Below are 21,572 nucleotides of genomic sequence, written 5' to 3'. Positions count from 1 at the left end.
CTATGCCTTTGCCTGCCCGGATCATGCATATCCACCCGTGGCGCAGGCGTTGGCTTCCGGGCGCTGCTGCGGGGAAATGTCGGTCCTGCGCAGTAGATTGTAGTGAGCCGGTTCCCGCAATCATGCCCTACCCGCTCCAGGAGACCAGAAAAGCCTTGCACCTCAAAAGCCTGACCGTCCGGGGGTTCAAGTCCTTTGCGTCTGCCACCACCTTCGACTTCGAACCCGGCGTCACCGCCGTGGTGGGTCCCAACGGATCCGGGAAGTCCAACGTGGTGGACGCCCTGGCCTGGGTCATGGGCGAGCAAGGCGCCAAAACCCTCCGCGGCGGCAAGATGGAGGACGTTATTTTCGCCGGGACGTCCGGACGGCCGCCCCTGGGCCGGGCCCACGTTTCGCTCACCATCGACAACACCGACGGCGCCCTGCCCATCGAATACAGCGAAGTCACCATTTCGCGGACGCTGTTCCGTACGGGCGGCTCCGAGTACGCCATCAACGGTGCCGGCTGCCGGCTGCTGGATATCCAGGAACTGCTCTCCGACTCCGGGCTGGGCCGGGAGATGCATGTCATCGTGGGCCAGGGCCAGCTGGACCGCGTGCTGCACGCCACCCCCGAGGACCGCCGCGGCTTCATCGAGGAGGCCGCCGGGATCCTCAAGCACCGCCGGCGCAAGGAACGCACCGTGCGGAAACTGGAAGCCATGCAGGCCAACCTCCAGCGCCTCACCGACCTCACCGGGGAAATCCGGCGCCAGCTGACGCCCCTGGGCAAGCAGGCGGAGGTGGCCCGCCGCGCGCAGCGCGTCCAGTTCGACGTCAGGGACGCCCGCGCCCGACTGCTCGCCGACGACCTCGTTCAACTGCAGCTGGCACTGGAGCAGGACGTGGCGGACGAAGCCGCGCTCAAAGCCCGGCGGACCGCCGTCGAACAGGAACTCGAAGCGGGCCGCAGGCAGCAGGCAGGGCTGGAGCAACTTGCGGCAGAGGCCACACCGCGACTGAACGCCGCCCGTGACACCTGGTACCGGCTCTCCACGGCCCGGGAGCGGCTGAGGTCGCTCGGCTCGCTGGCCACTGAACGCAGCCGCCTGCTGGGTTCCGAAGATGCCGCCCCCGCCCCAGGCCGGGACCCCGAACAGCTCGAACGCCAGGCCGCCCGGGTGCGGCAGGAGCTGGCCGAGCTTGAACAGGACATCGACACAAGGCGCAGTGCCCTGGAGACGGCCAGCGCCGCAAAGGCCGAAGCGGAGCAGGCGGCCCTGGCCGAGGACCAGCGGCTCACCGCCCAGCTCCGCGCTGCCGCCGACCGCCGCGAAGGACTGGCACGGCTGGCCGGCCAGGTGGCGGCCGCCAGGTCCCGGGTGGAGTCCGCGCAGGCGGAACTGGGACGGCTGCGCGAATCCCTTACCGCCGGAACGGAACGCCGCGCCCGTGCCCAGGCCGAGTTCACGGCGCTGGAGAACCAGGTGGCGGGCGTGGAGGAGGGGGAAGAATCCCTTGACGCCGACTATGAGGCTGCCAGCGAGGCCCTGGACGCTGTGCTCCAGGAGATCGCGGACCTCAAGGCCGCCGTCAACGAAGGGGTCCGCAAACGGGATGCCCTGGCCGCCCGGCTCGACGCCCTCAAGCTGGGCCTTGACCGCAAGGACGGCGCCCGGCACGTGCTGGAGTCCGGCCTTTCGGGGGTGCAGGGAAGCGTTGCCGCCTCGATCACCGTTCAGGCCGGCTATGAAGCGGCCATTGCCGCCGCGCTCGGGCAGGCATCCGAGGCAGTGCTGGTCCAGGACAAGGACACGGCCGTTGGGGTGCTGCAGCGGCTCAAGGACGACGACGCCGGGCGCGCGTCGCTGCTCCTCGCCTCGGCTGCGGCGGGCCACCAGGGGGACGGACACCAAGGTGGGGGCCCCACCGTCCGGCTGCCCGAAGGTGCGCAGTGGGCTGCCGGCCTCGTGGACGGACCCGCGGAGCACCTGGCTCTGGTCCGGCACCTGCTGGCCGGAACCGCCGTCGTCCCCGGCATCGACGCCGCGGCCGCGCTGGTGGACTCAGTGCCCGGACTCACGGTGGTCACCCCTGAGGGGGACGTCTTCACGGCGTTGACGGCGGCCGGCGGTTCGGCAAAGGCACCGTCACTGCTCGAGGTGCAGGCGGCAGTGGACGACGCCGGCCGCAGCCTTTCTGCGGTCACCGCGGACCTGGAGCGGAACAGGTTCGCACTGGCCGGCGCCGAGGCACGGCGCGCAGGTGCCCAGGAGGAAGCGGACGCTGCCCTGGACAAGCTGCACGAGTCCGATGCCCGCCTCGCCGCGGTCGCTGAGCGCCTGGGCCACCTGAACTCCGTCCTGCGCAGCGCCGTGGGGGAGAGCGAACGGATGGCCGCGTCCCTGGCGCGGGCGGAAGAGAATGTCGCTGCCGAGCAGGAAGCGCTCGCGGCCGTCACCGCCCGCCTGGCGGCAGCCCAGGAGGCACCCGTTGAAGAGGAACCCTCAACGGAACAGCGCGATGCCCTGGCGCGTGCCGCATCCGCCGCCCGTGCAGCGGAAGTTGAGGCACGGCTGTCCCTGCGCAGTGCCGAGGAGCAGCTCGCTGCCACCCGCAACCGGGTGGCATCGCTGGAACGCGCGGCCGCCACCGAGCGCCGTGCCCGGGAGGAAGCCGCGGAGCGCGCCCGGCGCCGCCGGATCCAGGCCAAACGGGCAGCCGCTGTCTCCGCGGGCGTGGAACTGGCACTCGGCTTCGTGGATGTCTCCGTGGACCTGGCCCGGCACGAACGGGACCTGGCGGAGGAGAACCGCGAGCTGCGTGACCGCGGACTGCGTGACATCCGGGAGGCGAACGACGCCCTGGCCCGGGACCTGGCCCAGCTCACCGACAATGTGCACCGTGATGAGCTGGCCCGGACCCAGCAGCGGGCCAGGATCGAGGCGGTGGAGACCCGCTCCGTGGACGAGCTGGGCATCACCCCCGAGGCGCTGGTGGAGGAGTTCGGCCCGCACGTCCCCGTTCCCGTTCCCGCGGAGGAAACCGGTGACAAGTGGGCAGCCCTCCGCGCCCCCGTTGACGCCGGCGGGCAGGAGATCGTGGAAGGAAAGCCCTACGTCCGGCAAGAACAGGAGAAGCGGCTGCGGAAGGCGGAACGGGACCTGGCCAGCCTGGGCAAGGTCAACCCCCTGGCACTTGAGGAATTCGCTGCGCTGGAGGAGAGGCACCAATTCCTCAGCACCCAGCTGGAGGACCTCAAGGCCAGCCGCCGGGACCTGCTGGACATCATCAAGGAAGTGGACGACCGCGTCCAGCGCGTCTTCGCCGAAGCCTTCGAGGACACCCAGGCGCAGTTCACCAGGGTGTTCGACCGCCTTTTTCCCGGCGGCGAAGGCCGGCTGGTCCTCACCGACCCCTCAGACATGCTGACCACCGGCATCGAGGTGGAGGCCCGTCCCGCGGGCAAGAAGATCAAGCGGCTGTCGCTGCTCTCCGGCGGCGAGCGGTCCCTGACCGCGGTGGCGCTGCTGGTGGCCATCTTCAAGGCCCGGCCCTCGCCGTTCTACGTCATGGATGAGGTTGAAGCGGCACTGGACGACACCAACCTGGGCCGGCTGATCACCATTTTCGAGGAACTTCGGGAATCCAGCCAGCTCATCGTCATCACCCACCAAAAGCGCACCATGGAAGTGGCGGACGCGCTGTACGGCGTAACCATGAGGGGCGACGGCGTCTCCACCGTGATCAGCCAGCGCCTCGGCGCCGAGGTGTAGCAGCAGCCCGGGGAACGGTGCGAAGGGGCAGGTCAACTGCGTGGCAGGCGCCGGAATGGGGCATGCCGTTTGTGAGAAGCTAGGGGAGTGAATGACATCCTTCCCATTGTCCTGTCCATTCTTGCTGCGCTGGTGGTCATCGGCGCGCTGATTCCGGTCCTGCTCAAGACGCGAAGGAACATCACCCGGTACCCCGGAACCCGGGACGCGAACGACCCCGAGATCCGCTCCGGCGGCAGCACGGCGGTGGCGGACCGTGACGGAACGATTGAACGCACGGGCCCCGCGGGCGTCGACCTCGAGGGCCTGGACACCACAACAGTTCCGGACAATGCGGCCGGACTGGAAACCATTCCCGTCGAAACACCGCTCCCTGTCGCAGGGCGCCTCACCCGCCTGCGCGAACGGCTGGTCCGCTCCAACAACATCATGGGCAAGGGCCTGCTGGCGCTGCTGTCCAGCGACCGGATCGACGAGAGTGTCTGGGACGAGGTGGAGGAAACCCTCCTGCTGGCTGACCTGGGAACCGAACCCACCATGCAGCTCGTGGACGCCCTGCGGGAGCGGGTCAAGGTCCTGGGCACCCGTACCCCGGAACACGTCAAGACCATGCTCCGCGAAGAACTCATCAAGCTCGTGGATCCCACCATGGACCGCAGCCTCAACGTCCAGCGCCATGCCGAGAAGCCCGCCGTCATGATGGTGGTGGGCGTGAACGGCGTAGGCAAGACCACCACCGTGGGCAAGCTGGCCCGCGTGCTGGTTGCCGAGGACAAGGACGTCCTGCTCGGTGCCGCGGACACCTTCCGTGCCGCCGCCGCCGAGCAGCTGGCCACGTGGGGCCAGCGCGTTGGCGTCCCCACCGTGAAGTCGGACATCGACGGCGCCGACCCCGCCTCGGTTGCCTACGAGGCCGTGAAGGCAGGCATCGAGCAGGAAGTCGACGTAGTCATGATCGACACTGCCGGACGCCTGCAGAACAAGGTGGGCCTGATGGACGAACTGGGCAAGGTCAAGCGTGTGGTGGAGAAGCTGGCAGAAGTGGACGAGGTCCTACTGGTCCTCGACGCCACCACCGGCCAGAACGGCCTGAACCAGGCCCGGGTCTTTTCCGAGGTGGTCAACATCACCGGCATCGTCCTGACCAAGCTGGACGGGACTGCCAAGGGCGGCATCGTCGTCGCCATCCAGAAAACACTGGGCGTGCCCGTCAAGCTCATCGGACTGGGCGAAGGCGCCGACGACCTGGCCCCGTTCGACACCGAGAGCTTCGTCGACGCCCTGCTCAACTAGCTGACTGCTGAACCGGCTAACTGCGTATTTGGCCTGGTCCCCGGCCTGCACCGCAGGCTACGACCCGGCCGTACGAAGCGTCTCGCGGGTGGGGAGCCAGGCGACGGCGGCCAGGAGCATGATGCCGCCGGTCACCCCGAAGGCCCAGCCGAAGCCCAGCCGGTCCGCCAGCAGCCCTGCCACGACCGGCCCGACGATCGCGCCGACGTCGGACATCATCTGGTAGATGGCCAGCACCTTGCCGCCGGAGCGGCCGTTGCCGATGACATCTGCCACGGCAGCCTGCTGGGCGGGGCCGAAGAGGCCGGATCCCATGCCGGCGAGCGTCGACGCTGCAAGGAACCAGAACAGGTCGGTGGCGATCCCGATCGCCGCGGTTGCCAGGGCTGCCACCAGCAAACCCGCAATCATCATGGGCTTGCGTCCCACTGAGTCCGCAAGGCGCCCCGAGAAAGTGAGCGCGGCGGCGTTGCCGGCAGCGAACACGGCCAAGGCCAGGCCGGCGGCCTGCGGGCCTGCTCCGAAAGCGGCCGCGGCGAACAGCGGCACCGTTGCCATCCGCACGCCAAAGGTGGCCCAGCCGTTGGCGAAACTGGAGGCGAGCGCCGAACGGTAGGTGCCTGCGCCCAATGCTTCGCCGAAGCGCATGTCCGGTGCCCGCTTCTGGGCGTCTCCGCCGTCCCTGCGCTGATGGCTGAGCTGGGTCTGCACCACGAACGCGGCAACCAGCAGGGCCGCGGCGTAGGCGAGGAACGGCACCCGCAGGCCCAGCCCGGCCAGGAGTCCGCCCACGATGGGCCCGCACACATTCCCGATCAGGAACGCTGAGGCATACGCGCCCGAGACCCTTCCCCTGCTTTGGGGCGGCGCCAGCCGGACCACCAGGGCCATTGATGCCACGGTAAACATCACCGAGCCTGCCCCGCCAAGGCCGCGGAACAGCAGCAACTGCCAGTAGTCCTGGGCGAACGCGCATGCGGCGGTGGACAGTGCCACAATCAACAGTCCCGCGACGTAGATTGGGCGTTCTCCCCGCTTGCCAATCAGGGCACCGCCGGCCGGAGCAAAGGCCAGGCGCATGAACGCGAAGATCGCCACAATGACGGCGGCCTCCGTGTTGCCCACCCCAAAGGTTGTGGCGAACTGCGGCAATACGGGCGCAACAAGCCCGAATCCAAGCGCTATGAGGAAGGCCGCGGCCAGCATCACCTTGATGTCGCGGGGGAGCTTCTCCCGCTGCGGCCGCAGCCGGGCCCAAAACCTTGAGGTGGCGCTGCTGGCGCGGGGTGGTGCCGTCATGCTGTGCAAGTCCTTGCTGGAAAGGGAGCCGGGTGGCTGCGCGGGTGCGGAAACATAACCGTAACAAGGCGGATATGCACCATTTACTTCCTTGAGGTTGTTGTAACAGGCCGGCAATCTAAATCCTCTGCGGGCGAAACACGCCACCCACACACTCTTTACAGGACGCTAAAGGCGTTGGCAGGCGGAGCTTTTCCGCAAGATTCGATGAGAGAGGACGTGCACCATGGAACTTACCGCAGGTCACGTTTGGGTCATGGTGGCGGCAGCCCTTGTGCTGTTCATGACACCCGGTCTGGCATTCTTCTACGGCGGCATGACCCGCGCCAAAGCAGCCCTGAACATGATGATGATGAGTTTCATCTCCATCGGCATGGTGGGCGTTGTCTGGGTCCTGTGGGGCGCCTCCATGAGCTCCGGGGAAGGGTTCATGGAGATCGTCGGCAACCCCTTCGCCACGTTCGGCCTTGAGGGCATCAACACCCCCGACGGCCTGATCAAGGTGGGCTACGCCGCAACGTTCGCCATCATCACGGTGGCACTGATCAGCGGCGCCATCGCAGACCGTGCCAAGTTCGGCGCCTGGTCCGTGTTCGTCCCGGTTTGGGTCACCCTGGTGTACTGCCCGCTTGCCTACATGGTGTGGGGCGGCGGCCTCTTCGGCCCCGAAGGCGCCATCGGCAAGGCCCTCGGCCCCGCCATCGACTTCGCCGGCGGCACTGTGGTCCACATCAACGCCGGCGTGGCCGCGCTCATCCTGGTCCTGATCATCGGCAACCGCAAGGGCTTCGGCAAGGACCCCAACCACCGTCCGCACAACATCCCGTTCGTCATGCTTGGCGCGGCCATCCTCTGGTTCGGCTGGTTCGGCTTCAACGGCGGCGCAGCCACCACTGCCGAACAGGGCGGCCTGATCTGGGTCAACACCCTCGCCGCCCCGGCAGCCGCCATGCTCGGCTGGCTTGTCACCGAGCGCATCCGCGACGGACACCCCACCTCGCTCGGCGCCGCATCCGGTGTGGTTGCGGGCCTGGTTGCCATCACTCCGGCCTGCGCCAACGTCAGCCCCGTGGGTGCCCTGGGCCTGGGCGTCGTGGCCGGCGTGGCCTCCGCCCTGGCAGTCGGGCTGAAATTCCGCTGGGGCTTCGATGACTCGCTCGACGTCGTGGGCGTACACCTTGTCTCCGGCATCATCGGCACCGTTGCCCTGGGCTTCATCGCACTGCCCACCGACGGTGTTGGCGGCGGCCTCTTCTACGGCGGCGGACTGGCGCAGCTCTGGGCACAGCTCGCGGCAGCCGGCATCGCCATCGCCTACTCCGCGATCCTGACCACCATCATCGCCCTGGCGATCCACAAGACCATGGGCTTCCGCGTCTCGCAGGAACAGGAAACGGTGGGTGTGGACCTCAGCCTGCACGCCGAGACTGCCTACGAGTTCGGCCTCAGCGGCCACGGCGGAAGCTTCCAGCCGCTGCACGACCTGATCACCGGCAAGGGCGTATCCCCTGAAGCCGCGCAGGCATTGGAAGCGCAGAAGGCACAGTCAGCAACAGGTAAGGAAAGCGTGGGGGCATGAAACTGATCACCGCAATCGTCAGGCCGGAAAAGCTCGAAGCCATCAGGGAAGGGCTGGAAGCCTACGGCGTCCAGGGCCTCACGGTCAGCGCGGCCAGCGGCTACGGCCGGCAGCGGGGCTACACCGAGGTGTACCGCGGGGCGGAATACAACGTGGACCTGTTGCCCAAGATCCGGGTGGAAGTCCTGGCCACGGACGAACAGGCCGATGACATCCTTGACGTGATCATTGCCAGCTCCAACACCGGCAGGGCCGGGGACGGCAAGGTCTGGACCATGGACGTCCATGAGGCAGTGCGGGTCCGCACAGGGGAACGCGGGGTGGCCGCCATCTAGGGCGGAGCACTGCGGCCCCAGCGGACAGCAGTAACTGGAAAATCAGCAGGACGGGCGGGAACCGGAAGGTCCCGCCCGTCCTGCTGACGTTTAAATTGTCACGCCCACGTTGCCGTGGACCGCTCAGTCCTGTTGCCGGTTGGTGGGCCAGGAGGCCGGGCCCGCCGAGCCGGCGTCGTACTCCTCCAGGGGTACTTCCCCCTGCGCCCATGCCTTGAGCACGGGCTCAACAATCCGCCAGCAGTCCTCCGCCGTGTCACCCCGCACTGACAACAGCGGGTCACCGGACAGTACGCCTTCCAGCACCTCACCGTAGGGCAGCAGGTCGGAGGCACTCAGTTCCGCTTCCAGGGTGACCCGGCCCAGGCTGAAGATGTTTCCTGGACCGTTGACGTCGACGTCGAACTCCAGCGTGTCCGGGCCAAAACCGATCCGCAGCTGGTTGGGGGAGTCCACCCCGGTGAAGCCCTGGGGGAGGTGGGGTACCGGAAGGAAGGTGACCACGGCCTCCTTGCGCTTGTCGCCCAGGGCCTTGCCCGAGCGCAGGATGAACGGAACGCCGCGCCAGCGCCAGTTGTCGATGCCCACCTGGATTTCGGCGAGCGTCTCCGTTTCCCGGCTGGCGTCCACACCTTCCTCCCTGGCGTAGTCGGGAACCTCTTTGCCTGCCACGGTGCCGGCCGTATAACGGGCCCTGCGTGTTGAATCGGTGAAGGGTGCGCTGACGCTGCTGGCGCGAAGGACGGTGGACACTGCGTCGCGCAGGTCGCGCTCGCCGATGGTGGCCGGAGGCTCGATGGCCATCACGGCCATGACCTGCAGGAGGTGGCTCTGGATCATGTCCCGGAGGGCGCCGGCGCCGTCGTAGTAGCGGGCGCGCCCCTCCAGGGCCAGGTCCTCGTCGAAGAAGATTTCCACCTTTTCCACGTGCTGCCGGTTCCACACCGGCTCCAGGAAGTTGTTTGCGAACCGCAGGCCCAGGATGTTGAGGACTGTGGCCTTGCCCAGGAAGTGGTCCACCCGGTGGATGTGGTCCTCCGGGACGAGGCGCGCCAACGTCTGGTTGAGGGAGCGGGCGGACTCCTCACTGGAGCCAAAAGGCTTCTCCATCACCAGGCGCGTGCCGGCTGCAACTTCGCCAGGCTGCAGGGTCTCGCATGCCAGCTGGCTGATGCGGGGTGGCAGTGCGAAGTAGACGGCCACCGGGCCTTCAAGGGTTTTCAGCAGGGCAGCCAGCGCGCCCTTGGCCGTCACATCCACCTGGTGGTACACCGTCTCCTTCTGCAGCAGGTCCAGGGCTTCCTTGCCCGGCTCATCCGCTGCCCCGGCTGCCGCCGCAAACGATGACTGGACCCGCTCTCGCCACTGTTCGGGCGTCCATGGGTCAGAACCGGCCCCCACCAGGCTGAGGCCAGCGGCCCGGCCTGCGGCAACAAGCCGCGCCAGGCCCGGCAGGAGGAGGCGGCCGGTGAGGTCGCCCGAGGCGCCGAGGATTAGCAGGGTCTTGACAGTTGTTTGGCTCGTCATTTGGCCAGCATGCCACCTTAGGTGTCTGACTTGATACCCTAGATAGTCGAGTCCCGATCATCTCCTGAAAGAAGTTCACGGCGCGTGTTCAATTCACTCTCTGACCGGTTGACAGCAACCTTCAAGAATCTCCGCGGCAAGGGCCGCCTTACGGAGGCCGATGTTGATGCCACCGTCCGCGAGATCCGCCGTGCCCTCCTGGACGCCGACGTCGCCGTACCGGTGGTCCGCGAATTCACCGGCCGGGTCCGCGAACGCGCCCTGGGCGCCGAGGTCTCTGCCGCGCTGAACCCCAGCCAGCAGATTGTCAAGATCGTCAACGAGGAACTCCAGGAGATCCTTGGCGGCGAGACCCGGCGCATCCGGCTGGCCAAGAACGGCCCCACCATCATCATGCTTGCCGGCCTTCAGGGTGCGGGCAAGACCACCCTCGCGGGCAAGCTGTCCAAGTGGCTGAAGGCCCAGGGCCACAGCCCCATGCTGGTGGCCTGCGACCTCCAGCGCCCCAACGCCGTCACGCAGCTGCAGGTGGTGGGCCAGCGCGCCAACGTGCCGGTTTTCGCACCGCACCCCGGCGCCACCTCCCAGGAACTGGACCAGCCCGCCGGCGACCCGGTCGCCGTCGCCCGGGCCGGCGTCGAGGAAGCACGCCAGAAGCTGCACGACGTCGTCATCGTCGACACCGCCGGCCGCCTTGGTGTGGACGCGGACATGATGGAACAGGCCCGCCAGATCCGCCGCGCCATCGTCCCCAACGAAGTCCTCTTCGTGGTCGACTCCATGATCGGCCAGGACGCCGTGAACACGGCCCTCGCCTTCGATGAAGGCGTCAACTTCACCGGCATCGTGCTGTCCAAGCTCGACGGCGATGCCCGCGGCGGTGCCGCGCTTTCCGTTTCGTCAGTGACGGGCAAGCCCGTCATGTTCGCCTCCACGGGTGAAGGGCTGGACGATTTCGAGCTCTTCCACCCGGACCGGATGGCCTCGCGCATCCTGGACATGGGCGACATCCTCACGCTCATCGAACAGGCTGAGAAGGCCTGGGACAAGGATGAAGCCGCCCGGATGGCGAAGAAGTTCGCCGACCAGGAAGACTTCACCCTTGAGGACTTCCTGGCCCAGATGCAGCAGATCCGCAACATGGGCTCCATGAAGAAGATGCTCATGATGATGCCGGGCGCGCAGAACATCCGGCAGCAGCTGGAGCAGTTCGACGAGCGGGAGATCGACCGTGTCGAGGCGATTGTCCGGTCCATGACCCCGCACGAGCGGCTTGCCCCGAAGATCATCAACGGTTCGCGCCGCGCCCGCATCGCCCGTGGTTCCGGCGTCCACGTGTCCGAGGTCAACGGCCTGCTGGAACGGTTTGCGCAGGCCCAGAAGATGATGAAGAAGATGGCCCAGGGTGGAATGCCGGGAATGCCAGGGATGCCCGGCCTGCCCGGAGCCGGCGGCGGTGCGCGGAAGAACGCCAAGAACGCGCCCAAGAAGAAGGCCAAGTCCGGCAACCCGGCCAAGGCTGCGCAGGAGCGCAAGGAAGCCGAAGCCCGGCGCGCCAATGCTGCCAAGGCACTGCCCACCGGAGCCGCCTTCGGCCAGCAGGGTGGCGACTTCGACCCGTCCCAGCTGAACCTCCCCAAGGGCTTCGACAAGTTCCTGGGCAAGTAGCAGTTCACCACCATCGTGCAGCGCCAGGTGTCGTTTTGATCGCTCAAGACGACACCTGGCGCTTTTCGGTGGGGATGCCGGCAGCGTGGAATAGGGTTGGGACATGTTCAAGCAGAGGGTAGTGTTCGTGCACGGCGCCGGAAACTTCGGCGCCGCCGCGTGGCCGCGCCAGCACGGCATGGCACTGTCCTATGACGCGCTGTTCCTGCGCCGGCACGGCTACGATGCCGTCGCGGATCCGGTGGAGTCCTCGTTCGCCGAAGACACCGCCATTATCCTGCGGTCCTTGGCGGACGACGGGCGCGGCGCCGCGGGCGGCCACGTGGTGGCGCATTCCCAGGGGGCCATCGCCGCCATGATGGCCGCGGTGGAACGTCCCGACCTGGTCTTTTCATTGACCCTGGTGGAACCGGCGTGCCTCTCGCTGACCGCGGAACTGCCGGCCACGGCCGCCCACATCAGCCTGATGCAGCCCCTCTTCGACGTGCGCCACCAACTCAGCGACGAAGACTTCCAGCGCGAATTCGTCCGCCGGGTCTACGCCACGGACCTCCAGCAGCCTGCCACCATGGAGGAGAAGCGGTCCGCCCGCAGGCTCCGGCTCCAGTCGCCTTCGTGGGAGGCACCGCTGCACATCGTTCCCGGCGTGCCCACGCTGGTCCTGACCGGCGGCTGGGAACCACTCTATGAGGAAATTGCCGGATACCTCCGGGAGACCGGCGCCCTGCACCACGTCGCAGCGGGAGGGCACCGGCCCCAGGACTCCCCGGAAGGGGACCAGGCCATCCGCCAGTTCATCCGGCAGGTCGGCCGGAGCCAGCCGGCCCGGGCTTCCTGAGCCGGGCGCGGCTGGCATCCAGCGCTGCAGCCGGTCAGCTTTCCGCGGGCACCCGCAGTTCGGGCAGGTAGACCTTGCCGCCCGCAGCCAGGAACTCCTCACTTTTCGCCCGCATCCCCGACGCCACGCCGGCGACCGCAGCCTGGGCCTCCGCTGAGCCGAATTCGTCCCGGATGTCCTGGCTGATCCGCATCGAACAGAACTTCGGCCCGCACATGGAACAGAAGTGCGCCGTCTTGGCGGGTTCCGCCGGCAGGGTCTCGTCGTGGAAGGCCTCGGCGGTGACAGGGTCCAGCGACAGGGCAAACTGGTCGCGCCAGCGGAACTCGAAGCGGGCCTTGGACAGCGCGTCGTCCCGTTCGTGGGCGCCGGGGTGGCCCTTGGCGAGGTCCGCCGCGTGCGCCGCAATCTTGTAGGTGATCACGCCGGTCTTTACATCGTCCTTGTTCGGCAGGCCCAGGTGCTCCTTCGGGGTGACATAGCAGAGCATGGCGGTCCCGTACCGGGCAATCTCGGTGGCACCGATGGCCGAGGTGATGTGGTCATAGCCAGGGGCAACGTCAGTCACCAGCGGCCCCAGGGTGTAGAACGGCGCGCCCTTGCACAGCTCCTGCTGGCGCTCGACGTTTTCCCGAACCAGATGGAACGGCACGTGGCCCGGGCCTTCCACCATCACCTGCACGTCGTACTTCCAGGCGCGCTGCGTTAGTTCGGCGAGCGTGTCCAGCTCCGCGAACTGGGCCGCGTCGTTGGCGTCCGCCGTCGAGCCCGGGCGCAAACCGTCCCCCAGGGAAAAGGCGACGTCGTACTTCGCGAAGATCCCGCACAGCTCATCGAAGTGGGTGTACAGGAAGTTCTCCTGGTGGTGGGCCAGGCACCATCCCGCCATGATCGAGCCGCCGCGGGAGACGATGCCCGTTACCCGGTTGGCTGTCAGCGGGACGTAGCGCAGCAGCACCCCGGCGTGGATGGTCATGTAGTCCACACCCTGTTCACACTGCTCGATCACGGTGTCCCGGAAGATTTCCCACGTCAGGGCGTTGGCCTCGCCGTTGACCTTTTCCAGCGCCTGGTAGATGGGCACGGTGCCGATCGGTACGGGGGAGTTGCGGATGATCCACTCCCGCGTGGTGTGGATGTCGTCGCCGGTGGACAAATCCATCACTGTGTCGGCACCCCACTGGGTGGCCCACTGCAGCTTGTCCACCTCCTCCGCGATGGAGCTGGTTACTGCGGAGTTGCCGATGTTGGCGTTGATCTTCACCACGAAGGCCTTGCCGATGATCATCGGCTCGGATTCCGGATGGTTGATGTTGCTGGGGATGATCGCCCGGCCCGCCGCGAGCTCACTGCGCACCAGCTCCACGTCGCAGTTTTCGCGCAGCGCCACGAAGCGCATTTCCTGGGTGATGATGCCCTGCCGCGCATAGTGCATCTGCGTCACTGTGCGGCCGTCGACGGCGCGGCGGGGCACCGGCTGGGCACCCTTCCACTCCGCGGAGGCGGCACCCCGGCGCACAGCCGAGCGGCCGTCGTCGAGCAGGTTGCGCTCCCGGCCGCTGTAGGGCTCGGTGTCCCCGCGCCCCGCAATCCATTCTGAGCGGAAGGGTGCCAGGCCGCGCACGGGGTCGCTGCCCGGCCCTGCGGTCCGGTAGGTCCGGAACGGCGGGTTCGCCTGGCCGTTGGGTGACGGCTCCAAGGCAATTTCCGTCACCGGCACCCGGATTCCCGCTTTTTCGTCCTCGACATAGGCGAGCGAGTGGGACTTCAGGGATTGGGTCACCGGATATTCCGCTGCGTCGCCGGGCTCGCCGGCGGACGGCAGGAGGGCAGGGTTCAACTGGGTGTTTTGTGTACTCAAGGGAATACTCACTTCCTTCGCCGGCATTACCCGGACAGGTTCAACGGTCGCAGGCTGCATCAGCCCGATCTCAGCCCCTGCAGGGGCACCCGTGTGGTCAGGAACGAAGCTACCACAGGCCCCTGGAACTGCCTTGTCACATTTCCCGGTGCTAGCCTGTCCGGGCAGCGAAAGGAAGTCCTGATGCCGGAAGTCATTGAATTCAGCGGACCCGTCCTGACCGGACCGGACAGCGTCAGGTACGGGCTTTGGTCCGTGGACGGGACCCTCACCTTCACCCCGCCTGGGACGGAGCCCGGCAGGGTCCTTGACGGCTGGGTACTGCCCGGGTTCGTTGACGCCCACTGCCACATCGGGCTCGGCCCAGGCGGCCCCGTTGACGCCGCAACAGCTGAAAACCAGGCCCTGGCCGACCTCAACGCAGGAACCCTGCTGGTCCGCGACGCCGGATCGCCGGCCGACACCCGCTGGATGCAGGGCGGCCGGGACTATCCCGTGCTGATCCGTGCCGGGCGCCATGTGGCGCGGACGCGCCGCTATTTGCGCGGCTTCGCTGAGGAGGTGGAGCCGGAAGGCCTTGTGGAGGCGGTCCGCAAGCAGGCCCGCCACGGCGACGGCTGGGTCAAGCTGATGGGTGACTGGATTGACCGCAGCGCCGGCGACCTGGCGCCTTCCTTTCCTGCCGCCGTCGTGCGTGACGCCGTCCAGGCAGCCCATGAGGAAGGTGCCCGGGTGACGGCGCACTGCTTCGCCGAGGACACCCTCGATCAGATGCTGGACGCCGGCATCGACTGCATTGAACATGCCACGGGCCTGCTGCCCCGCCACCTGCCCCGGTTCGCCGAGCAGGGGGTGCCAATCGTGCCCACCCTTATCAACATCGCAACCTTTCCGGACATCGCTGCACAGGCGGACCCCAAGTTCCCCCGGTACGCCGCACATATGCGCGCCCTGTGGGAACGCAGGCTGGAACGGGTGGCGGAGGCGCATGCCGCGGGGGTGCGGATCTTCGCCGGAACTGACGCGGGCAGCACGATCCGCCACGGCAGGATCGCTGACGAGATCCTGGCACTGCACCAGGCCGGGCTGCCGATGGCAGCAGCACTGGATGCCGCCTGCTGGGCAGCCCGCGCCTGGCTGGGGGCGGACGGCTTGGCAGAAGGGGCACGGGCCGACGTCGTGGTGTGCCGGGAGGACCCGCGGGCCGCACCGGAAACCATCAGGGACCTGGAACACGTGGTGCTGGGCGGCCGCATCGTCCGCTGACTGGAAGAGCCCGGGAAACTTGGAATAAATTGAAGCTTCAAGTAATTTTACTATGTGACAGGCCGCCAACGGGACGGCCTCCAACACAAGGAGCCTTCAATGACCGCAGCAGCCAGCAGCCAGGATCTTCTTCCTGCCGACCTCGCCATGGGCACCGTGATGCTCAAGGTGGGGGACATGAAGCTCATGACCGACTATTACCAGCGCGCGCTGGGGCTTGAGGTGGTGGCTGAGCAGGACGGCGGGCTCTACCTTGGCCGCCTCGGGACCCCTTTGGTCCACCTGGCACCGGCGCCCGGGCTGCATCTTCCCGGCAGGGGAGAGGCGGGCCTGTTCCACACTGCCCTGCTGTTCGAGGACCAGGCCTCCCTGGCCGCCACGGTCGCCACCGCCGCCCAGTATGAGCCGCGATCCTTCACCGGCAGCGCCGACCACCTGGTGAGCGAGGCCTTCTACTTCACCGATCCCGAAGGCAACGGCATTGAGCTGTACTGGGACCGACCGCGCAGCAACTGGTCCTGGAACGGAACGGACGTGGTGATGGACAGCCTTGCCCTGCCGCCGCAGCGGTACCTGGAGCAATACCTTACGGAGCAGTCCCTGGAAGGCCAGCGGCAAACGTCCGCCGGTGTTGGGCACGTGCACCTCCAGGTGGGCGACGTCCAGACTGCCCGGGACTTCTACGTGGGAACCCTCGGCTTCGAAAAGACGGCAGGCTGGCACGGGCAGGCCTTGTTCGTATCCGCCGGCCGCTACCACCACCACATGGCAATGAACGTCTGGAACAGTCGCGGTGCCGGGCCCCGCAAGGACACGCTGGGGCTTGGGGAAGTGCTGATCGAGGTTCCTTCAGGGGACGACGTCGGGGCGCTGGCCGACCGCCTCAAGGTTGCCGGAGTGGCCTCGCACCACACCGGTGCCGAGCTCCGCTTCGAGGACCCGTGGCGCAACCGGATCCGGGTGGCTGTCCGCTGACGGCCGACCTTGGCCGGGCGTTTGCACGGCACCGCGGCAGATTAGGGTGCTGGTGTGCGCCGACACACGGGCAACTACTAGGCTGATGCCGTACGGCCGGGCTGCACCAGCGCCCGGCGCGCTGTTCCGCCAACGGAAGAAGGGCAACCGCCATGGGCTTCACCGAGATCTTTGTCGCCACCCATGACGCCGCGCTGAAACGCGCCGGCATCCTCGATCAAGGAAGCGGCTCCGCGGCGGCCGGCCGCCCCGCCGGCCAGGCGGTGCGGATCGAGGGGATCAGCGACTTTGAGGTCGAGCAACTCGGTGACCTGGCGGGCACGGCCGTCCACGCAGGCGGGGCCGACTACGAGCTGACCATGGTGGATGTCTCCAGCGATTCGCTCCTCGCCGTTCCGCCCGCCATGGTCCGCGCCCTGGCGGACCTGCTCACCTACGAAACCGAAGGTGAAGGCAACGTCCTCGACGATGTGGCCGAACAGTGGGCCGCCCAGGAGGACATGCCGTTCGACGCCGGACTTGCCCGGACCTATGTGCAGCAACTGGCCCAACTTGCCTCCGGCATCGACGATTCCGAGCGGACTGGACTCTATGTCTGGTCCGCCTGAACCCGGTCCTGGTAGCCTCCGGCGCTCCTCGTGCAGCCGGCGCGTCCGCCGCACCTGCGCCAAGTCGAAATAACCGCGCTCATCTGGCACAATGGACAGGTACTCGATCCGCGCGGCCCCTCTCTCCGCGTCCGGATCCTGTCCTTCGAGCCCGCAAGTACGGCCCGCCCCACGGGTGCAGAAAGCCGGGTTCACCCCTTTTCTGAAACAGGAGTGACCACAAAAGTGGCCGTAAAGATTCGCCTTAAGCGCTTCGGCAAGATGCGCGCCCCGTACTACCGCATCGTCGTTGCGGACGCACGCACCAAGCGTGACGGCCGTGCCATCGAGGAGATCGGCAAGTACCACCCCACCGAAGAGCCCTCATACATCGAGGTCAACTCAGAGCGTGCCCAGTACTGGCTGTCCGTCGGCGCCCAGCCGTCCGAGCAGGTTGCCGCCATCCTGAAGATCACCGGTGACTGGCAGAAGTTCAAGGGCCTGCCGGGCCAGGAAGGCACCCTCAAGACCAAGGTCGAGAAGGAATCCTTCGTTGCCCCGGAGAAGGGCTCGGTCATCATCCCGGAAGCCATCACCAAGAAGGCCTCCAAGTCTGACGCTGCCGAGGCCCCGACCGACGCCGAAGCTGAGACCACCGAGGCTGAGTAGATTGCTGGCAGAAGCGCTGGAGCACCTGGTCCGCGGAATCGTCGATTCCCCGGATGATGTCAAGGTCAGTTCGAAGAGCAACCGCCGGGGGGACACCCTCGAGGTGCGCGTTCACCAGGACGACCTTGGACGGGTGATTGGCCGCCAGGGCCGCACGGCCCGCGCATTGCGCACCGTGGTGGCAGCACTGGCCGGCGGCGAACCGGTCCGCGTCGACGTCGTCGACACCGACCGCCGCCGCTGAGCGCTCGGCAACATTCAGTTCCTGCTCCGGCCCCTCCACCACCAGGTGGAGGGGCCGGTTTGCTTTCAACAACACAGTTCTTTCACCAGAAACACCACAACCCGGAACAGAGGAACAGATGCAGCTTCAGGTGGCGCGGATCGGCAAGCCGCACGGCATACGCGGAGAAGTCACCGTCCAGGTGCTGACGGACGCCCCGGAAGACCGCTTTGTCCCCGGCACTGCGTTCGTGGTTGAGCCTGCAGCGTCCGGTCCCCTCACCGTGAGCAGTGCCCGCTGGAACAAGGACATCCTCCTGCTGGGTTTCGAGGAAGTTGCCGACCGCAACCGGGCGGAGACCCTGCGCGGCGCCAAGCTGTTCATCGAAACCGAGGAGCTCGACGAGGACGACGACGAGGGCTGGTACGAGCACGAACTCGTCGGCCTTGAGGCCCGGGTCGGCTCACAGGTGGTGGGCAAAGTGACGGCGCTGAACACCATGCCCGTCCAGGACCTGCTCATGGTCACCACTCCCGGCGGTGAAGAAATCCTCATCCCGTTCGTGGAACAAATCGTGCCCGAGGTCCACGTTGAGGAAGGCTACATCCTCCTCACCCCGCCGGACGGACTCTTCGAACTCAACTCCGACGAAGCCGCCGCCCCCGGAACGGAAGGCACGGACTAGATGCGGATCGACGTCGTCAGCATCTTCCCTGAATACCTTGCCCCGCTGGAACTGTCGCTGATCGGCAAGGCCCGCCAGGACGGAATCCTGGACCTGCACGTCCACGACCTGCGCAGCTTCACCACCGACAAGCACCGTTCCGTGGACGACACCCCCTATGGTGGCGGTGCCGGAATGGTCATGAAGCCCGAACCCTGGGCGCAGGCCCTCGCCGCCGTGGCGGAAGGGCGCCCCGATCCGCAGCACAGGCCCGTGCTCATCGTTCCGTCTCCCGCAGGGGAACGGTTCACGCAGGCCCTCGCCTATGAACTGGCGGAGGAGCAGCACCTGGCATTTGCATGCGGGCGCTACGAAGGCATCGATGAACGCGTCATCGAATGGGCTCAGGAACACTTCACCGTCCGGCCCGTCAGCCTGGGTGACTACGTGCTCAACGGCGGGGAAGTGGCCGTCCTGGCCATGGTGGAGGCCATCGGCCGACTGCTCCCCGGCGTTGTGGGCAATCCCGAGTCCCTGGTGGAGGAATCCCACTCCGACGGGCTCCTGGAATACCCGGTCTACACCAAGCCTTCAGTCTGGCGGGACCGCGAAGTGCCGCCGGTGCTCCTCAGCGGCAACCACGGCAAAATTGCGCAGTGGCGCCGACACGAACAGTACCGCAGGACGGCGGACCGCCGCCCGGACCTCCTGCAGGGGTTCGACGCCGGCAGCCTCCCGCGTGCCGACCGCACGGAACTGCACAACCTGGGCTACGACGTCGTGGACGGCCGCCTGGTCCGCCGCCCGGAACCGGGCGCCGCACAGGAGGACTAACCCCGGCGGAATTGGCGTAACCCTGCTGCTGTGGCAAAATTAAGACTTGTGTCTGCTGGGTCCGCACCTGCCACAGGGGGTAGCGCGGCCAACAGCCTGACAACCGGCCCCATCAACCCTTGAAGCGGCCGGACCACTTTACTTCGGCGGTGTTGCCCGGCGCGCCTTCCAGCGGGCCGACTTGCCTGCCGTGACCCAAAGTGAATGACCTGTGGCGTTCACCAGGAGTGCAATCATGCATATTCTCGACTCCGTCGATGCAGCCTCGCTGCGCAACGATGTTCCCGAGTTCCGCGCCGGCGACACCCTCAAGGTGCACGTGAACATCATCGAAGGCAAGAACACCCGTGTCCAGGTCTTCCAGGGCTTCGTCCTGGGCCGCCAGGGCGATGGCGTGCGCGAGACCTTCACTGTCCGCAAGGTTTCCTTCGGTGTGGGTGTGGAGCGTACCTTCCCGGTGCACTCCCCGATCATCGAAAAGATCGAGGTTGTCACCAAGGGTGACGTCCGCCGCGCCAAGCTGTACTACATGCGTGCGCTGCGCGGTAAGGCCGCCAAGATCAAGGAAAAGCGCGACTTCAGCTCCGCCAAGTAAGTCCTCCCCGGACTTATTGCCAGGCTGGAGCGCGGCCGTAGCCGGCAAGCGCCGGAGCAATGCACCAGCGCCAGGATACGGACCATGCACCAGACAAAACGCCAGCCCCGCAAAAAGGGCTGGCGTTTTGTCGTTGTGGCGGCGCTGCTCCTTGCCGTTGCCATCAGCGGGTTGGTGCGCTCACTGTGGCTGGACGTCTACTTCATCCCGTCGGAGTCCATGGAGCCGCTCCTGGAAGGCGGGGACCGCATCCTGGTCTCGCGCACGGACTTCCAATCCGAACCCATCCGGCGCGGCGACGTGGTGGTCTTTGACGGCCGGGGCAGTTTCGCCCCGCTGAACAGCGGCAAGGGCCCCTTGGCGGATGCAGCCGCCTCCGCCCTGCAATGGCTCGGCATCGCCGGCAGCGACACCACCTACGTTAAAAGGGCCATCGGCGTTCCCGGCGACACAGTGGTCTGCTGCGACGCCGCCGGGAAGGTTACCGTCAACGGCGTGCCCCTCGACGAGCCCTACATCTTCCCAGGGGACGTTCCCAGTACCCAGAAATTCAGCACCGTGGTTCCCGAAGGCAGGCTGTGGCTGATGGGGGACCACCGCTCCGTCTCCGCTGACTCCCGCAGCCTGCTCGGCGCCCCTGGCGGCGGGCTGGTGCCGCTGGACCGGGTGATCGGCCGGCCGGTCCAGATCCTTTGGCCGCTTGATAGATTTGCACCTGTAGCACGGCCGCCCGCAACGGGGCCAAAAACACAGAACGGACGGTAAATGCCCGAGAACCACGCGCGAAAACCTGAACCGCGCCACGACGGCGCTTCAGAAACGCCGGCCGTCCACGCCTCCTCCACGCCGGCTTCGGGGGAGGGCACCGATGCGTCCGCCTCCGTCCACAGGCGCAACCGGGGAGCGTCCAAGGCTGCCGGCAAGTCCACCGGCAACCCCTTCCTCGGATGGCTGAAGGAAATCGCCACGGTGGTGGTCATCGCCGTGGTGCTGTCCTTCCTCATCAAGACGTTCCTCTTCCGGGCATTCTTCATCCCTTCCGAATCCATGGTGAACACCCTGGATGTGGACGACCGGATTTTCGTCAACCTCCTGGTCCCGGAGCCGTTTGCCCTGAGCCGCGGGGACGTTGTGGTGTTCCGCGACACCAAGGGCTGGCTGCCCCCGGCTCCGCCCAAGGCACAAGGCCCGTTCACCTGGGTCCAGGACGGCCTGACGTTCGTTGGCCTCCTGCCCGACAACACCGACCAGCACCTGGTCAAGCGCGTCATCGGACTGCCGGGAGACCACGTGGTCTGCTGCGACGCCGGCGGTAAACTGACCATTAACGGAACCTCCATCGACGAGACCTACATCAACCCCGCAGAAGTGCCGCAGGTCCGCAACTTTGACGTCACCGTCCCGGAAGGCAAGGTGTGGGTCATGGGTGACAACCGCAACCACTCCGCCGACTCGCGGGCCCACATGGAAACCGACGGCGGATTCATTGACCTCAAAGACCTGGAAGGAAAGGCTGCCGTGATCGCGTGGCCTCTGAACAGGATCAAGACCCTGGACAACTACCCGGACGTCTTCAAGAGCGTCCCGGCGGCGCGCTGACC

General features: G+C 67.0%; 19 protein-coding genes and 1 riboswitch. Of the genes, 16 read left to right on the top strand and 3 right to left on the bottom strand.

Annotated elements, in window-relative coordinates; genetic code table 11:
- Nucleotides 1-155: 155 nt before the first annotated feature.
- A complete protein-coding gene (gene smc, locus ACIGJD_RS11880) occupies nt 156-3,758 on the top strand; it encodes a chromosome segregation protein SMC (protein WP_483686367.1) in 3,603 nt (1,200 codons plus the stop codon).
- An 87-nt stretch (nt 3,759-3,845) separates the two neighbouring features.
- A complete protein-coding gene (ftsY, locus tag ACIGJD_RS11875) occupies nt 3,846-5,051 on the top strand; it encodes a signal recognition particle-docking protein FtsY (protein WP_483686366.1) in 1,206 nt (401 codons plus the stop codon).
- Between the two features lie 57 nt (nt 5,052-5,108).
- Here ftsY and ACIGJD_RS11870 read toward each other — a convergent pair whose 3' ends face one another.
- Nucleotides 5,109-6,350, bottom strand: a complete 1,242-nt coding sequence (locus tag ACIGJD_RS11870; protein WP_483686365.1) for an MFS transporter — start codon at nt 6,348-6,350, stop codon at nt 5,109-5,111.
- A gap of 226 nt (nt 6,351-6,576) precedes the next feature.
- On the opposite strand from ACIGJD_RS11870, the gene ACIGJD_RS11865 reads away from it, so the two are divergent.
- Together ACIGJD_RS11865 and ACIGJD_RS11860 are read left to right on the top strand one after the other, a co-directional pair.
- Nucleotides 6,577-7,929 (top strand): ammonium transporter, encoded by a 1,353-nt coding sequence (locus ACIGJD_RS11865; RefSeq protein WP_483686364.1) that lies wholly within the window; start codon nt 6,577-6,579, stop codon nt 7,927-7,929.
- A complete protein-coding gene (locus ACIGJD_RS11860) occupies nt 7,926-8,264 on the top strand; it encodes a P-II family nitrogen regulator (RefSeq protein WP_159631736.1) in 339 nt (112 codons plus the stop codon). Before ACIGJD_RS11865 ends, ACIGJD_RS11860 begins: the two co-directional genes overlap by 4 nt.
- A gap of 123 nt (nt 8,265-8,387) precedes the next feature.
- Here ACIGJD_RS11860 and ACIGJD_RS11855 read toward each other — a convergent pair whose 3' ends face one another.
- Complete coding sequence (locus ACIGJD_RS11855; protein ID WP_483686363.1) at nt 8,388-9,791, bottom strand: glucose-6-phosphate dehydrogenase; 1,404 nt, start codon at nt 9,789-9,791, stop codon at nt 8,388-8,390.
- 84 nt (nt 9,792-9,875) lie between these two features.
- Between ACIGJD_RS11855 and ffh the strand changes: the two genes are divergently transcribed.
- On the top strand, nt 9,876-11,459 hold the full coding sequence (gene ffh, locus ACIGJD_RS11850; RefSeq protein ID WP_483686362.1) for a signal recognition particle protein: 1,584 nt from the start codon (nt 9,876-9,878) through the stop codon (nt 11,457-11,459).
- Nucleotides 11,460-11,562: 103 nt separating this feature from the next.
- The gene (locus ACIGJD_RS11845; protein ID WP_483686361.1) at nt 11,563-12,297 is read left to right on the top strand and encodes an alpha/beta hydrolase; all 735 of its coding nucleotides are present in this window, start codon (nt 11,563-11,565) and stop codon (nt 12,295-12,297) included.
- A 34-nt stretch (nt 12,298-12,331) separates the two neighbouring features.
- On the opposite strand, the gene thiC is transcribed toward ACIGJD_RS11845, so the two are convergent.
- Nucleotides 12,332-14,158: a phosphomethylpyrimidine synthase ThiC gene (thiC, locus tag ACIGJD_RS11840; RefSeq protein WP_483686360.1), complete on the bottom strand. Its 1,827-nt coding sequence runs from the start codon at nt 14,156-14,158 to the stop codon at nt 12,332-12,334.
- Nucleotides 14,154-14,261, bottom strand: a riboswitch (TPP riboswitch). (Overlaps the previous gene by 5 nt.)
- 80 nt (nt 14,262-14,341) lie before the next feature.
- Here thiC and ACIGJD_RS11835 point away from each other — a divergent pair.
- The 10 genes from ACIGJD_RS11835 (at nt 14,342) to lepB (ACIGJD_RS11790) (ending at nt 21,570) form a co-directional block, all read left to right on the top strand.
- Nucleotides 14,342-15,424, top strand: coding sequence for an amidohydrolase family protein (locus ACIGJD_RS11835; RefSeq protein ID WP_483686359.1), 1,083 nt, complete (start codon nt 14,342-14,344; stop codon nt 15,422-15,424).
- A 99-nt stretch (nt 15,425-15,523) separates the two neighbouring features.
- Complete coding sequence (locus tag ACIGJD_RS11830) at nt 15,524-16,399, top strand: VOC family protein (RefSeq protein ID WP_483686358.1); 876 nt, start codon at nt 15,524-15,526, stop codon at nt 16,397-16,399.
- Nucleotides 16,400-16,551: 152 nt separating this feature from the next.
- Nucleotides 16,552-17,007 carry a hypothetical protein gene (locus tag ACIGJD_RS11825; RefSeq protein WP_483686357.1) on the top strand — a complete coding sequence of 152 codons (456 nt, stop codon included), beginning with the start codon at nt 16,552-16,554 and terminating at the stop codon, nt 17,005-17,007.
- Between the two features lie 225 nt (nt 17,008-17,232).
- Nucleotides 17,233-17,655: a 30S ribosomal protein S16 gene (rpsP, locus tag ACIGJD_RS11820; RefSeq protein WP_483686356.1), complete on the top strand. Its 423-nt coding sequence runs from the start codon at nt 17,233-17,235 to the stop codon at nt 17,653-17,655.
- Between the two features lies 1 nt (nt 17,656).
- On the top strand, nt 17,657-17,899 hold the full coding sequence (locus ACIGJD_RS11815) for an RNA-binding protein (protein WP_013601399.1): 243 nt from the start codon (nt 17,657-17,659) through the stop codon (nt 17,897-17,899).
- A 118-nt stretch (nt 17,900-18,017) separates the two neighbouring features.
- Entirely contained in the window at nt 18,018-18,563 is a 546-nt protein-coding gene (rimM, locus tag ACIGJD_RS11810; protein ID WP_483686355.1) for a ribosome maturation factor RimM, read from the top strand.
- On the top strand, nt 18,564-19,376 hold the full coding sequence (gene trmD / locus ACIGJD_RS11805; protein ID WP_483686354.1) for a tRNA (guanosine(37)-N1)-methyltransferase TrmD: 813 nt from the start codon (nt 18,564-18,566) through the stop codon (nt 19,374-19,376). It abuts the gene before it with no gap.
- Between the two features lie 235 nt (nt 19,377-19,611).
- Nucleotides 19,612-19,971, top strand: a complete 360-nt coding sequence (gene rplS / locus ACIGJD_RS11800) for a 50S ribosomal protein L19 (protein WP_018768283.1) — start codon at nt 19,612-19,614, stop codon at nt 19,969-19,971.
- An 84-nt stretch (nt 19,972-20,055) separates the two neighbouring features.
- Nucleotides 20,056-20,736, top strand: coding sequence for a signal peptidase I (lepB, locus tag ACIGJD_RS11795; protein ID WP_483686353.1), 681 nt, complete (start codon nt 20,056-20,058; stop codon nt 20,734-20,736).
- A complete protein-coding gene (gene lepB, locus ACIGJD_RS11790; RefSeq protein ID WP_483686352.1) occupies nt 20,737-21,570 on the top strand; it encodes a signal peptidase I in 834 nt (277 codons plus the stop codon).
- Nucleotides 21,571-21,572 lie beyond the last annotated feature (2 nt).

The sequence above is a fragment of the Arthrobacter sp. E1SS-5 genome, assembly GCF_057073715.1.
The sequence above is the reverse complement of the archived record's forward strand: the minus strand, read 5'-3'. Positions and strand labels throughout refer to the sequence as shown.

Excerpts from the sequence above, each read along its gene's own strand:
- ACIGJD_RS11845 (WP_483686361.1), top strand. The coding sequence starts at position 11,563 with ATGTTCAAGCAGAGGGTAGTGTTCGTGCACGGCGCCGGAAACTTCGGC.
- rimM (WP_483686355.1), top strand. The coding sequence starts at position 18,018 with ATGCAGCTTCAGGTGGCGCGGATCGGCAAGCCGCACGGCATACGCGGA.
- ACIGJD_RS11855 (WP_483686363.1), bottom strand. The coding sequence starts at position 9,791 with ATGACGAGCCAAACAACTGTCAAGACCCTGCTAATCCTCGGCGCCTCG.
- ACIGJD_RS11860 (WP_159631736.1), top strand. The coding sequence starts at position 7,926 with ATGAAACTGATCACCGCAATCGTCAGGCCGGAAAAGCTCGAAGCCATC.
- ACIGJD_RS11870 (WP_483686365.1), bottom strand. The coding sequence starts at position 6,350 with ATGACGGCACCACCCCGCGCCAGCAGCGCCACCTCAAGGTTTTGGGCC.
- ACIGJD_RS11830 (WP_483686358.1), top strand. The coding sequence starts at position 15,524 with ATGACCGCAGCAGCCAGCAGCCAGGATCTTCTTCCTGCCGACCTCGCC.
- lepB (WP_483686353.1), top strand. The coding sequence starts at position 20,056 with ATGCACCAGACAAAACGCCAGCCCCGCAAAAAGGGCTGGCGTTTTGTC.
- ACIGJD_RS11835 (WP_483686359.1), top strand. The coding sequence starts at position 14,342 with ATGCCGGAAGTCATTGAATTCAGCGGACCCGTCCTGACCGGACCGGAC.
- trmD (WP_483686354.1), top strand. The coding sequence starts at position 18,564 with ATGCGGATCGACGTCGTCAGCATCTTCCCTGAATACCTTGCCCCGCTG.
- lepB (WP_483686352.1), top strand. The coding sequence starts at position 20,737 with ATGCCCGAGAACCACGCGCGAAAACCTGAACCGCGCCACGACGGCGCT.
- ACIGJD_RS11825 (WP_483686357.1), top strand. The coding sequence starts at position 16,552 with ATGGGCTTCACCGAGATCTTTGTCGCCACCCATGACGCCGCGCTGAAA.
- ACIGJD_RS11865 (WP_483686364.1), top strand. The coding sequence starts at position 6,577 with ATGGAACTTACCGCAGGTCACGTTTGGGTCATGGTGGCGGCAGCCCTT.
- rplS (WP_018768283.1), top strand. The coding sequence starts at position 19,612 with ATGCATATTCTCGACTCCGTCGATGCAGCCTCGCTGCGCAACGATGTT.